The organism is Clostridium sp. Marseille-P299, from assembly GCF_900078195.1.
GTDB lineage: Bacteria > Bacillota > Clostridia > Lachnospirales > Lachnospiraceae > Lachnoclostridium.
On record NZ_FJVE01000006.1, the window covers coordinates 846,952 to 860,811 of the forward strand.

Annotated in this window: 10 protein-coding genes; 4 read left to right on the top strand and 6 right to left on the bottom strand. The window is 32.5% G+C overall.

All coding sequences use genetic code 11. The features are described from left to right. Positions 1-128: 128 nt before the first annotated feature. On the top strand, positions 129-893 hold the full coding sequence (locus BN4220_RS07670) for a class I SAM-dependent methyltransferase (RefSeq protein WP_066715296.1): 765 nt from the start codon (positions 129-131) through the stop codon (positions 891-893). Between the two features lie 156 nt (positions 894-1,049). On the opposite strand, the gene BN4220_RS07675 is transcribed toward BN4220_RS07670, so the two are convergent. The 5 genes from BN4220_RS07675 to BN4220_RS07695 form a co-directional block, all read right to left on the bottom strand. Next, positions 1,050-3,266 carry a YcdB/YcdC domain-containing protein gene (locus tag BN4220_RS07675; protein WP_066715297.1) on the bottom strand — a complete coding sequence of 739 codons (2,217 nt, stop codon included), beginning with the start codon at positions 3,264-3,266 and terminating at the stop codon, positions 1,050-1,052. Positions 3,267-3,375: 109 nt separating this feature from the next. Beyond that, positions 3,376-4,413: a LacI family DNA-binding transcriptional regulator gene (locus tag BN4220_RS07680; RefSeq protein WP_066715298.1), complete on the bottom strand. Its 1,038-nt coding sequence runs from the start codon at positions 4,411-4,413 to the stop codon at positions 3,376-3,378. A gap of 113 nt (positions 4,414-4,526) precedes the next feature. Continuing rightward, complete coding sequence (locus BN4220_RS07685; RefSeq protein WP_066715299.1) at positions 4,527-5,360, bottom strand: carbohydrate ABC transporter permease; 834 nt, start codon at positions 5,358-5,360, stop codon at positions 4,527-4,529. After that, positions 5,360-6,202, bottom strand: coding sequence for a carbohydrate ABC transporter permease (locus tag BN4220_RS07690; protein ID WP_066715300.1), 843 nt, complete (start codon positions 6,200-6,202; stop codon positions 5,360-5,362). The genes BN4220_RS07685 and BN4220_RS07690 overlap by 1 nt, the downstream gene beginning before the upstream one ends. Positions 6,203-6,376: 174 nt before the next feature. Continuing rightward, positions 6,377-7,702, bottom strand: a complete 1,326-nt coding sequence (locus BN4220_RS07695) for an ABC transporter substrate-binding protein (RefSeq protein ID WP_066715301.1) — start codon at positions 7,700-7,702, stop codon at positions 6,377-6,379. Between the two features lie 474 nt (positions 7,703-8,176). Between BN4220_RS07695 and hydE the strand changes: the two genes are divergently transcribed. The 3 genes from hydE to hydF all read left to right on the top strand — a co-directional run bounded on the left by hydE (position 8,177) and on the right by hydF (position 12,132). Then, positions 8,177-9,229 carry a [FeFe] hydrogenase H-cluster radical SAM maturase HydE gene (hydE, locus tag BN4220_RS07700; protein WP_066715460.1) on the top strand — a complete coding sequence of 351 codons (1,053 nt, stop codon included), beginning with the start codon at positions 8,177-8,179 and terminating at the stop codon, positions 9,227-9,229. 128 nt (positions 9,230-9,357) lie between these two features. Further along, positions 9,358-10,776, top strand: a complete 1,419-nt coding sequence (gene hydG, locus BN4220_RS07705; protein ID WP_066715302.1) for a [FeFe] hydrogenase H-cluster radical SAM maturase HydG — start codon at positions 9,358-9,360, stop codon at positions 10,774-10,776. A 150-nt stretch (positions 10,777-10,926) separates the two neighbouring features. After that, positions 10,927-12,132, top strand: a complete 1,206-nt coding sequence (gene hydF, locus BN4220_RS07710) for a [FeFe] hydrogenase H-cluster maturation GTPase HydF (protein ID WP_066715303.1) — start codon at positions 10,927-10,929, stop codon at positions 12,130-12,132. Between the two features lie 881 nt (positions 12,133-13,013). On the opposite strand, the gene BN4220_RS07720 is transcribed toward hydF, so the two are convergent. Then, positions 13,014-13,772 carry a MerR family transcriptional regulator gene (locus BN4220_RS07720; protein WP_066715305.1) on the bottom strand — a complete coding sequence of 253 codons (759 nt, stop codon included), beginning with the start codon at positions 13,770-13,772 and terminating at the stop codon, positions 13,014-13,016. Positions 13,773-13,860 lie beyond the last annotated feature (88 nt).

A 13,860-nucleotide genomic window follows, 5' to 3' on the forward strand; every position in this document is an offset into this window, starting at 1 on the left:
GTAAAATAACTTATTTAATGAATAAGTATTGTTATTTTGCATCAGTTCTTTTATTACTATTTATTTTAGTTATGAGTTTTCAGTTCTCTAATAATTAATCTTTGTTACAGAAAGGTATCTTTATATTAATGAAAAACACAGAGAAATTTACTGGCAAAGCTGCTGCTTATTCTATGTATCGACCAAATTATCCAAAGGCCTATATTAATTATCTTATTCAATCCAATTCATTAAATTTAAAAAGTATTATTGCTGATATCGGCTCTGGAACAGGCATCTTAACACAGCAGTTACTGGATAAAGGATTCCAAGTACATGCAGTGGAACCAAATGATAATATGAGAATAACAGCTGAACATAATTTAAATAATTATCCTAACTTTATCTCACATAATGCAAGTGCAGAACATACTGACTTACCAAAAAATAGCATCGACTTAATTACTGTAGCTCAAGCTTTCCATTGGTTTGATAAAACTTTATTTAAATCCGAGGCAAAACGAATCTTAAAAAGTAATGCAAATGTATCGTTGGTTTTTAATAATAGAATTTTATCTGACCCTCTAGTTATGGAAAATGCTAAGATATGCAAAACGTATTGCCCCACCTTTCAAGGTTTTAGTAATGGAATTTTTAATGATAAGGAAAGTTTTCAAAAAATTCTTCAGGAATTTTATAACGATGAATTCGAATATAGAGAATTTGAACATCCGACTCCATTTACATTAGATGGATTTATCGGTCGTAACTTATCCTCTTCATTTTCAATTCACCCAGATGATAAAAACTATACGAATTTTATAGATGCTCTAACTGAATTATTTCATAAATATAGTAAAGATGGTGTTCTTATGATGCCAAATCTTACGATAAGTTATATGGGCAGAATATAGAAACAATATCGGATATATAAATTATGAGATAAAATAAGAAGAAATAATTGATAGGATATGGAATTTATGCTTTTATTTCATATCATTTAAAAAAGACGAAACACCACGCACTTTCCTAGCGTCTGATGTTTCGTCTTTATTTGTATCAACTTAATATCATCGATTTGCTGCTAACATCTTTATAATCATATCTGCTGCCTCAGCTCTTGTTAAATAAGCAGTCGGATAAAAATGATTGCTAACATCTGCACTTAATATACCAAGTCCTTTTGCAAGTGCAACTGCTCCAAGATAAGAACTACCTATTTCAGCCTCATCTACAAATCCAGTTTTGTAGATGCCATTAATATTAGCCAGTGAGTTCAAATCCAACAATTTAATTGAATATAGGGCAGCTTCTTGTCTTGTGATATTACTTGTGCCTGTAAGTTTATTTTCCTTACTAACATAAGTCAATGGCTCAACCATTTGTTGCAGTTCATTTTTCGTAATGGCCTGATCAGGGTTAAATTTATTCCCCTCTATTACCGCCCCCATATCAATAAATAACTGAATACTACGATAATATTTGTGGTCCTTAATATCCTCATAACTATTGTTGCTATCTTTCTTTACATATTCTGAACCATCATAATGAACTTGCTTACCTGTAAATGGAGAAACATAATTTGGAGATATTTCAGTACGATAAACAAGTCTTGCTTCTTGTGCCATGGACTTTTGTGTTGAAATTGTATTTAATTCATATACCAATTCAAAACCATCGAAATCCATATAATATTCATACGCCTGCTTTGGTGTAATAACACCCTTTGGAGATTCAAATTCCATTGCATCATTCCAATAGTATCCGTAAGAAGTCACCTTACCTGTAACTCCATCCACAGAACCATTGATCTGATTTTCTGTATATACAATTCCCTCATTCACTCTATTATAATTAAATGAATAACCACCATATACTTCTTTACCCTCTACAACATTTATCACATATTGATCGCTTGAAGATGAAAGTTTTGATTTTAAAAAACGATCTTTATTTTGAGTCTTTATAAAGTTCTCTAAAATCTCTTGACTCTGCTCTTTTGAATACTTCACATTTTTAATTTCTTTATTGCTTCCCTCGTAATCATAATACTCTTTCACATTTGCATAAAAGGATATAATTTCACCTGTTTTAGCATCCACTGTGGCACTTGTATACGTACGATAATACTCATTCTCATTACCATCGGTGTTTGGTTCTGATAATTGAATATTCCAAACGTATTTTTTTACTTCCTTATTCCCATTATTAATTGTAGTTTCTCTCAAACTTGCAGTTGAAACAACTTTTGCAGAATCCACATATAAACTTTTATTTTTAGTAATCGTCTCGATTGCTTTTGTTTTTGAAATCAATCCATTGATTTCAGCGATTTTTTTAATTTCAGCTTCAGTTAACCCTCCATCTGCCGAACCAGTAGCTTTATCATAGGCAGTTGCTGCATTTGATGCTTCCTTCGCTTCATCTTTCCATTCATTTAATGTTGTATATATCTTTCCGCTACTTGCATCAACTGCGATATAAGATGTGGATGGTTCATATACCAGATATGCTTTTACTGTCATATTATCATTGGAATCCGTCGTATATCGATTATGATATACCAAGTTCATAGAGATTTGTCCCGATAGCTTACTTACTGCTTCTTCTTTTGATAATTTTACATTTTTATTAGGTATGCTAACCGTATAATTCCAACTACTATTATCATAACTAATAACCTCTCCTGTTGAGATATCAATTCCAACTTGCACTTGTTGTGATGGCATTGGAATCCCTTGCTCTACTCGGATATAGTTATAGTAATAAACTCCATTACGCCCTCTACTATAATAAGAATTTACAAATTTAAGTTTACTTGAAATATTCGATGCCACCTGCTTAATAAATGAATCTGCTTTGGATTGCAACTCAGCTTTCAAATAGCTAGGAACTTTTTTATCTGTATCATAGTAAATGTAGTAAGACTTTATATTTCCAGAAGAATCACTTGTAATATAAATACTTCCTTCTCCATCTTCTCTCATCCATTCAAAATGCCATTCTTCGTTATAATAGCTATTTGCTGCTCTGTAGTAATAACTAAAATTCCCATAGGCTTTTGGAATTGTAATTTTCTTTTTTACTTCTGTAAGTACATTGGTTAAAGCTTTCTCTGTTGGACCTTCAGAATTTGAAACCTCTGATGCTTCTTCCTTAACTGCTTTGGTAGCTACCTCTGTCTTTACATTATCCGTTGTTGAAACAGCGGCTAATGATCTTGTCGGCACAGATGTAATAAGCAAACTAGATAATAATAAGACAGGTACACAACGTTTTCTTTTCATAAGAACCTCCATTCATCATACAATACGTATCTTACTGAATATGTATTAGACGATAGAAATGTAAAAAGGTTCCATTTTTTCAAGGCTTAATTTTTATTTATAAAAATATTTATCTTTTAGCCTCAGCCGTAGACTGACCGATTCTTAATTCACCAGAAAATACCTTATGTTGATGTTTTGTATTATCTTTTATCACATCAAATAAAATATGTATTGTCTCAAGTGCCATTGCCTCTACGGGCTGAACTAATGTAGTAATTGTAGGTGCATAATACCAAGTCATATCGATGCCATCAAATCCAACTACAGAATAATCCTCTGGGATTCTTTTACCAGCATCAAAGATTGCCCTACAAGCTCCTATTGCTAAACTATCTGATATTGCGTAAATCGCAGTAAAATCAGTTCCTGACTGAATTAATTCTTTGGTAACTTCATAACCATTTTTCAAAGAGTATTCTTCTATATCCTCTTTCATAATTCGTATCAAATCTTGATTCAAAGGTATATTGTTATCTTTTAAGGCACGCTTATAGCCTTCTAATCTCAATTTTCCTATACTCATATCCGTATTCGATGCAGTAATCGTAGCAATCTTTTTATGTCCAAGTTTACATAAATAATCAACCATCTTATAGCTCTCTGAAACGTCATCCACAGAAACCGACGAATACGTCTTTTTACTTATATTTTCTGGATTAATACCTATGGTACTTAGAATAAACGGAACTTTTAAATTACTTAATTTTTCTTCTGTATGTGAAAAATAACCTCCAAGAAATACGATTCCCCGTAATCTTTTTTCTTTTACAAGTTCAAAAGCTACATCTACTTCATCTTCATATGATTCAACATGGTAAAGTACAAGTGAGTACTTCTTTTTCTGGATTTCCTCTTCCATAATTCTTATCATGCTACTAAAAAAAGGGTTTGATATTCCCTTAACTAAAACAGCAATTGCTTTTGAATCTGAACGTTTTAAATTTCTAGCACTATTGTTTGGAATATAATTATGTTCTTTTATTTTAGCCATAATCATTTCCTTAGTTTCTTTATTAATATCTGGGTGATTATTGATTGCACGTGAAACCGTACTTATTCCCACTCCACACATTCTGGCAATATCTTTAATTGTTATTTCTTCCATATCCTATTTAACCTGCTCTCTTTAACAACACGCTTAAACTAATTATTTTTACCCTATTTTACCCATATTGTTAGAACTTTGTCAAATTAAATTGTATTTTGTAAGATATAACTTTATCCCTTCACTGCTCCTGCAATAACGCCAGCAATAATATATCTTTGACAGAACAAGTAAAATATAACAATCGGTAAGATTGCAAGAATAAGTAAGGCCATCATTGCTCCCATGTCCTTAGATCCATACCCTCCAATAAGATATTGAACAGCAATTGGAATCGTTCGATAATTTGTTCCAATCACTAAGTACGGTAATAAATAATCATTCCAAACCCACATCGTATTTAAAATTGCAACCGTAATTGTTGTAGGTTTTAAAACAGGTAGCACGACACGAAAGAACATTTGTAAAGGACTACAACCATCGATCATCGCCGCTTCTTCCATCTCTAATGGCACCGATTTAATAAACCCACTAAACATAAATACCGATAGTCCTGAACCAAATCCAAGATAAATTAGTACGATTCCCACTGGATTATCAAGGTATAACACATTTGCAACCTTAGACATTGTAAACATAACCATTTGAAATGGTACAATCATTGAAAATACAAATACATAATACAAAAAATTCGTAAACTTCGTCTTAACCCTTGTTATATACCAAGCCGTCATTGACGTAAATATAAGAATTACTACGACTGAAGAAATCGTAATGATAAATGACCAACGAATCGCACTTAGGAAACCCGTTTTTGTTATTCCATTGATATAATTCGTAATTCCTGCAAAAGTCTCTATTGTAGGAAAACGAAACGGTGAATCACTAATATAAAATGTTCCTTTAAATGAATTTATCAATACAATACCAATCGGTGCTAAGAATATGACAGTTATTAATGACAATACAATAAGAACTATCATAGATATAAATTTCTTTCTGCTCATTAGCTTTCTACCTCCTTACGTCTTGTAAGTACGAGTTGAGTTAATGCAATGATTGCCACAAGAAGAAAGAATACCACTGCTTTTGCCTGACCAACCCCTTCATATCCCGCTCTTCCATAAAATGATTGATAAATATCAAGAGCTAACATCGTTGTTTTACGTGAGGGAGCTCCACCGGTTAAAGCAAGATTTTGGTCAAATAATTTAAAGGAATTCGATACTGTTAAAAATAAACAGATGGTGATTGAAGGCATTACTAACGGGATAATTACGTGACGTAATCTTTGTTTTTTATTTGCTCCATCTACCTTCGCTGCATCCATTAACTCTAATGGAACATTCTGAATTCCTGCAATATAAATAATCATCATATAGCCAATCATTTGCCAGTTCATAAGGATTACTAAGCCCCAAAATCCATATTTAGGATCTGCAAACATTGTTAATTCATACCTTGCTAAGACTCCATTTATGATTAACTGCCATATGTAACCTAAAACAATACCCCCGATTAAGTTTGGCATAAAAAAAACAGTACGAAACAGATTTGTTCCCTTTATCTTTCTAGTCAATAAAAGTGCAAGTAAAAATGCAAATATATTAATAGTAAGAACCGATACAATTGCAAATTTTGCTGTAAAAAACAAAGCATTAAAAAAATCTTTATTAGAAAATGCTTTGATATAATTTGTTAGCCCAACGAATTTTGCATCTATAACGGTTGTAAAACTACAAAAAGATAAATATATTCCCATAAGAAATGGAATTATAAACGCAATTGTAAACGCGAGCAATGTTGGTAGTACAAAAATAGGAAAATACTTCTTTAACATTTTTTCCATATAATATCATCTGCCTTTCTCTTCAATCGGGTTAAACATTTCTCATTAAAGTGTATCGCATCAAAATAATTTTGCATCAAAGTGTTTCATATAAATACAAAACATTTTGCCTCAAGTACTTATTTTAAAAATGGTGAGTCAGGCAAATCCCCACTCACCATTTTCAACTTATTGTTACTGAGCCGAAGCCGCTTTTTCAGCTGACCATTGGTCTATTACTATGTTAACAACATCCTCCCATTTAATATTTCCTTGAACATACTCTAATAGTGCTGCTCCAAAGTTATCTTTAAATGTTTGACTTGGGAAGGAGGTGAAATTCCAACTAACACTTGTTAAGGATGTATCCTCCATATATCTAATTACTTCTTTTGCTAATGGATCCGTTGGTTTTTCATCCTCTTTAAATGTTGAAAACGGAGCAATAAATCCAAACTTATTTGTTACATAATCCTTACCGATGTCTGAATTAAATAGCCATTCCACAAATGCAATCGTAGCTTCTTGATCTGCTTTGGATGCTTTGGAACTTACACAGAAAAAGTTTTCTGTACCTGTACATAATCCCTGTGATTCTTCTCCAGCTACTCCTGTATAGATTGGCATAAATTTAATATCACTTTCTAACACAACATTCCCAGCAACACCAGAAATCTGCCCCCATGCCCAGTTACCATTTTGAACCATTGCAACTTTTCCTAGGGCAAATTCTGCCATAGAATCTGTAACTGATTTTCCCCCTAACATCGTAGGTACGGTACCTGAATTATTAATATATAAATCAAAAATATTCTTATAGTTTGCTGAATATGTAAAGTCAAGTTTTTGTGTATCGTTAATTCCTTTGTCTTTATATTCATAATACACTGGTAAATTTGCAAGATGAGTCTGCCATCTCCAGTCTTCCCCTGGAGTAAGAGAGGTAGATGCAAATACGCCCTCAATTCCTAAAGCATCCTTCTTTGCTGTCATATCTTCTACTACAGCCTTTAGTGTAGCAAAGTCTTTAATCTCAGAAGTAGAAGAAATGGACACTGCCTTATCACTTAAAGCAAAATACTTTTTCATAATGGCGTCATTATAGATAATTCCATAGCCTTCAACAACATATGGGATACCATAAACGCCTTCTCCTGAGGAAACAGCCAAACTTTTATCCAATAACCAACTATAAAGGTTTGTTTTTGATAAATCTAAACAATAATCTTTCCAAGTTTGATATCCTACTGGTCCATTAATCTGAAATAATGTCGGTGCATCTGTTTTTGCTATTTCAGATTTTAATGTTTGTTCGTAAGTACCACTTGCAGCCGTCTTAACTTTTACTTCAACCCCTGTTTCTTCTTTGTAAATTTTCGCAAGCTCCTCCCAAATTTCCGAAACCTCTGGTTTGAAATTCAGAAAATAAACGGAACCTTTGCTTTCCTTCTTGCTACACCCCGTAAACATAGCCAAAATCATTACCACACATAGAAATAAACTCCATACTCTTCTTTTCATTGCAACTACCTCTCCTTTTAATGAAATTATTTTAATGGTAACGTTATCGGTACCGTTTCCGATAACTGGTATAATAATACCATATTTTTCTAATTTTAACAATACTTTTTATAATATTTGTAAATTTATTGATTGTATTTCCATTTATTTTCGTCAAGTTACCCAATTGTAATGTGCCATGGTATATTATTAACTCTGACTACTAACCTTTTTTTAAGTTCTTATTGTAAAAAATTCTCATGAAGAATATAATAATAGTGTTCATTTGTAAAGATACGTTCTGACAAAGAAACACTATTTTTTATATACTACTAACATCCGAAGATCCACATATATTGTGATGTTCTGAGGGGAAAGGCAAACAAATCTTTGATATTGTTTTTATTTGTGCGCCTTTTTTTATAAGGGTGCTTTTTTTATATTTTTTGCTGCATACCCTTAACTAAAAAATTATTGAAAGGAAGTGAAATGAAAATGAAACATTTAATTGATGAATTAGAACAAAATCGTATCCTTAGTAAAGAAAACTTTATTACTCTATTAGATAATAGAACAGAAGAATTAAGTGAATATCTCTTTGACCACGCACGTAAGATTAGGCATTTACATTATGGTAATAAAATTTATATTCGTGGATTAATTGAATTTACAAACTATTGTAAAAATGATTGCCTATACTGTGGTATTCGTAAAAGCAACTTAAACGCTGAACGATATCGCTTAAACTCTGATCAAATTTTAAGTGCCTGTGAAAGTGGATATGAGCTAGGTTTTAGAACTTTTGTTCTTCAAGGTGGGGAAGACTATCATTACAGTGATTCTGACATCTGCCAGCTTATTGAACGAATCAAGTCCTCATACAATGACTGTGCGATTACTTTATCAATTGGTGAGCGCAGTTATGATAGTTATCTTTCATATTATCAAGCGGGAGCTGACAGATATCTTCTTCGTCATGAAACTGCAAACGATGAGCATTATAAGAAACTCCATCCAGAATCCCTTTCGCTTACGAATCGTAAACGTTGTTTGCATGACTTGAAAAAAATAGGATATCAAGTTGGAAGTGGTTTTATGGTAGGTTCCCCATTTCAAACAACGGATTGTCTTGCAGATGATTTACTCTTTCTACATGAATTAAACCCACATATGATAGGTATTGGTCCTTTTATTTCACATAAGGATACTCCATTTAAAGACCAAAAATCAGGGACGCTGGAACAAACATTATTTATGATTGGTATTTTACGATTAATGTTCCCTACTGCTCTGCTTCCTTCCACAACTGCACTTGGTACCATTCACCCACTTGGTCGTGAAAAAGGTATTTTAGCTGGTGCAAATGTTGTTATGCCTAACTTATCTCCAAAAGAAGTAAGAAGTAAATACCTCCTTTATGATAATAAAATATGCACTGGTGATGAGGCTGCAGAATGTCGTTATTGCATGGAAAAACGTATGAAATCCATTGGTTATGAGGTTGTGGTGGACCGAGGAGATTATAAAAAACTAGAAGAAATCTTTTGATAAAAAATATATATTTTCGCAAACAGTAGATATATGATTAAGTTTAAAATATTTTTTGATATTAACATCTATAAATTTAAGTCTGATGAGAAAGGAAAATTCCTAACTCAATAAGAAAGGAAGTTATTATGTACAACGTAAAATCATCAAAAGCTGAAGAATTCATCTGTCATGAAGAGGTTGAAGAAACACTTCGTTACGCAAACGAAAACAAGCATAATGTGGAATTAATTGACGAAATCCTTGCAAAAGCTAGATTACGTAAGGGATTAACACATCGAGAAGCTGCTGTTTTACTGGATTGTGACATTGAAGAAAAGAATCAGGAAATTTATCAATTAGCAGAACAGATTAAGAAGGATTTCTATGGGAATCGTATCGTAATGTTTGCACCATTATACTTATCCAATTATTGTGTAAATGGATGTGTTTACTGTCCATATCATTTAAAAAACAAGCACATTGCTCGTAAGAAATTAACCCAAGAAGAAATCAGACGAGAAGTAATTGCACTTCAAGACATGGGGCATAAACGCTTAGCCATTGAAACAGGTGAAGATCCAACAATGAACCCAATTGAATATGTCCTTGAAAGTATCAATACGATTTATTCCATTAAACATAAAAATGGCGCAATTCGTAGAGTGAACGTTAATATCGCAGCAACAACTGTTGAAAATTATAAAAAGCTACACGATGCAGGTATCGGAACTTACATACTATTTCAAGAAACTTATCATAAACAAAGTTATGAGAAGCTTCATCCAACTGGACCAAAGCATGATTATGCATATCATACAGAAGCAATGGATCGTGCAATGCAAGGCGGTATCGATGATGTTGGTTTAGGTGTGTTATTTGGCCTTGAAATGTATCGCTATGAATTTGCTGCACTTTTAATGCATGCAGAACATTTAGAAGCAACTTACGGTGTTGGCCCTCATACCATTAGTGTTCCTCGTATCCGACATGCAGATGACATTGATCCAAGTGCCTTTGACAATGGCATCGATGATGATGTATTTGCTAAAATTGTAGCCTGTATTCGAATTTCTGTACCATACACAGGAATGATTGTATCTACAAGAGAAAGCAAAAAGTGCAGAGAACGTGTCTTGCATCTAGGCGTTTCACAGATTAGTGGTGGCTCAAGAACAAGCGTTGGTGGATACGTTGAACCTGAACCTGAAGATGAGAAATCAGAGCAATTTGATGTTATTGATAATAGACCTCTTTCCGAAGTTGTAAAATGGTTGATGGAACTTGGCTATATTCCTAGCTTCTGTACAGCTTGTTACCGTGAAGGTAGAACTGGAGATCGTTTTATGAGTCTATGTAAAAGTGGGCAAATCGTAAACTGCTGTCATCCAAATGCGTTAATGACATTGCAAGAGTTTATTGAGGACTATTCCGATGAAGAAACGAAACAAATTGGAGAAGCTTTGATACAAAGAGAAATCGAAAAGATTACAAATAGCAAAGTAAAAGGGATTGCCATTAAGAATTTAGAAGCAATCAAACAAGGTCAGAGAGACTTTAGATTTTAAATCCAATGATATTTAATGCTTTAATTAATTCTATTGATTAAATCTAAAGATTTTTAATCGAGAATTTGTATCGAAAATAAAATTTCTGGAAGAAATAAATTAAAATTCTTTCTTCCCCTATGCAATAAACGTACATGAATGGAGGTTTTTATGAGTTTAAATGATACCCCTACCTCAGAACGAGTTCATATTGGCATTTTCGGTAAAAGAAATGCAGGTAAATCAAGCATAATGAATGGAATTACTGGGCAAGAAATAGCCATAGTTTCAGACATCAAAGGTACTACGACCGATCCCGTGTACAAAACTATGGAATTACTCCCATTAGGACCTGTCGTAATGATTGATACCCCAGGCCTTGATGATGATAGTGAATTAGGTAACTCAAGAATTAAAAAAAGTTATCAAATCTTAAATAAAACTGACATCGCTATTATTGTAATTGATGCATTTTCAGGTATTTCAAAGGAAGATACGGAATTAATTGAAATAATAAAAGCAAAGAAGATACCATATATTCTTGTCTTTAATAAAGCAGACCTTTTAGAAGATGCTCCCCCCGCTACTGAAAATGAGATTTACGTAAGTACGAAAAACCAGACAAATATAAATGAACTGAAAGAAATGATTTGTTCAAAATATCAGGCAAAAGAATCAAAACTACGGATTGTTGGTGATTTAATTTCACCCTCTGATTTTATTGTACTGGTGGTACCCATTGACAAAGCTGCCCCTAAAGGGCGACTAATCTTACCACAACAACAAACAATACGTGATATACTGGATTCTGATGCAACTGCTATTGTCGTAAAAGAATACGAGTTAAAAAATACCCTTGCTAATTTAGGAAAGAAACCTAAGTTAGTAATTACCGATAGTCAAGTGTTTGCAAAAGTATCTGCTGATACCCCAGACGATATTCTTTTAACCTCATTCTCGATATTATTTGCTAGATATAAAGGAGACCTTGAAACCGTAGTAAAAGGAGCAAAAGTTGTAGATTCTTTAGTGGATGGTGACAAAATACTTATTTCTGAAGGCTGCACCCATCATAGACAATGCGATGACATTGGAACGGTAAAACTTCCACGCCTAATTACTCAGTATACCGGTAAGCAGATACAATTTAATTTTAGCAGTGGAACAGAATTTCCTGAAAACATATCCGACTACAAAATGATTGTACATTGCGGCGGCTGTATGCTCAATGAACGTGAAATGAAATATCGCCTTGCCTGTGCAAAGGATGCTAATATTCCTATCACAAACTATGGCATATTAATTGCATATTTAAACGGTATTCTAAAAAGAAGTGTAAAACCTTTTCCATATATCTATGAAATGCTTGATAATTAAGCACAGATAGTAGGATTAAAAAGTAATCTTATTCACTTATATGGCCTAATTTCTATGTATTATCCACAAAACAATCAATGTATTCAATGATTGATGTGTAAGATTGAAGCTTTTGTATGAACGTCTAACATTATTTTCATTAGATTTTCTTCTAAGAAAAAGGACGTTCTAACAAGAGCAATCATTCCCCCCCTTTTTCATATATCGTAATAGATTAAATTAATTTATAAAAGGTCCGTAAGAAATTTTAAAATTTCTTACGGACCTTTTATAAATATTACCTCACATTGTTTCATATAATAAATTTCTCTACCATAGCTGCCTATTTACATATAATATAGTCTACCTAACTCTCATAACTAAAATTAAATCATTATATAAAAACTTATAAAATAGTGGTACAATTATAGATAACCATTAAATTACAATCATCTTTATAATGAATCTAAGTGATAATATTATTTCATTATAGTATGAGAATTGTATTTCACACAAAAGAAAGGACTAATTGATGAGTATTATTGTCGTATTCTTAACTACGTGCATAACTATAGGCACTTTGAGTAATTTAAAGATAGAAAAATCTTCAACACAATTAATGCTTTTAGGTATCGAATTAACTATTATAGGAGCTCTTTTTATACTTATTGGCATTTTTACTAAAACTAATCTATTGTTATATTTAGCTGGTCTAGTTTGTTTCGTTATAGGCTTTATACTCAATCTTTTTGGATTTAGTAAAAAATAAATTTAAATACATATAGTAAAAATGCGGTATATATTCGAATACTTTAAATGTTCCCTTATATCAATACAACTACAGCACTAGTACACTACTATGATGTCTAATAAATTTTTAAAGCCCTTCTGGTTAAAATCTCTTATTTGGTATACTCTTTAATTACCTCATATAAGGTTTTGGCTGCACCATCTCCAGCTTTATCATCGTAATACTTTGTGAATCGTTCATCAGCTACATACATTAATGCAAGATTTTCATGTGCTTCTTTCGAATAGAAATTCCAAGTAAAACCTAACCACTCCTTATGTTTTTCATATACAGTTTTTGCTTCCTTTGAGGATAAGTCCTTTGTCTTCATAACCTCTTTTAGTGCCAAAAACATTTCTTCTTCCACCTGTTGCATTTTCTTAAAATCATCCTCACTCATGTTCATAAACTTATCATTGGATGCTTTTACAGTCTCTTCCCCATATTTTTCTCTTATTTCAGTTCCGTATTTTTCTTCATTTTTAGCTAATTTTTCTTTTTTAAATCCTTCAAATTTTTCTTTGTCTGACATAATACGCTCTCCTTTTCTACTTAATAATGTCTTTTCAATCGTAGTGATTAATTGGTCAATCTGCTTTCTTTTATCTACTAACTGGGCATAATGACTTTCCAATGCATCCTCGATATTAAAGTCATCCTGTAACATAATTTTTTGAATGTCCTCTAACTTCATATCCATCGTACGATAAAATAAGATTTGTTGTAACAAGTCAACCTCATTTTCTCCATAGATTCGATATCCCGAAGAATTAATACGCCATGGCCTTAACAAGCCAATCTCATCATAATATCGTAATGTTCTAGTACTTACTCCAGCTAATTCTGCCAACTTTTTAATCGTATACTCCATCGTGAATCACCTCCATGAATCTTATCATAACGGTTTACGCTGCGTAAATGTCAAGACTATTTTTTTATATATCTTGTATTTTTTATAT

What these genes read in the sequence shown, in the direction of transcription:
- BN4220_RS07670 (WP_066715296.1), top strand. Translation starts at nt 129, where the DNA reads ATGAAAAACACAGAGAAATTTACTGGCAAAGCTGCTGCTTATTCTATG.
- BN4220_RS07675 (WP_066715297.1), bottom strand. Translation starts at nt 3,266, where the DNA reads ATGAAAAGAAAACGTTGTGTACCTGTCTTATTATTATCTAGTTTGCTT.
- BN4220_RS07680 (WP_066715298.1), bottom strand. Translation starts at nt 4,413, where the DNA reads ATGGAAGAAATAACAATTAAAGATATTGCCAGAATGTGTGGAGTGGGA.
- BN4220_RS07685 (WP_066715299.1), bottom strand. Translation starts at nt 5,360, where the DNA reads ATGAGCAGAAAGAAATTTATATCTATGATAGTTCTTATTGTATTGTCA.
- BN4220_RS07690 (WP_066715300.1), bottom strand. Translation starts at nt 6,202, where the DNA reads ATGGAAAAAATGTTAAAGAAGTATTTTCCTATTTTTGTACTACCAACA.
- BN4220_RS07695 (WP_066715301.1), bottom strand. Translation starts at nt 7,702, where the DNA reads ATGAAAAGAAGAGTATGGAGTTTATTTCTATGTGTGGTAATGATTTTG.
- hydE (WP_066715460.1), top strand. Translation starts at nt 8,177, where the DNA reads ATGAAACATTTAATTGATGAATTAGAACAAAATCGTATCCTTAGTAAA.
- hydG (WP_066715302.1), top strand. Translation starts at nt 9,358, where the DNA reads ATGTACAACGTAAAATCATCAAAAGCTGAAGAATTCATCTGTCATGAA.
- hydF (WP_066715303.1), top strand. Translation starts at nt 10,927, where the DNA reads ATGAGTTTAAATGATACCCCTACCTCAGAACGAGTTCATATTGGCATT.
- BN4220_RS07720 (WP_066715305.1), bottom strand. Translation starts at nt 13,772, where the DNA reads ATGGAGTATACGATTAAAAAGTTGGCAGAATTAGCTGGAGTAAGTACT.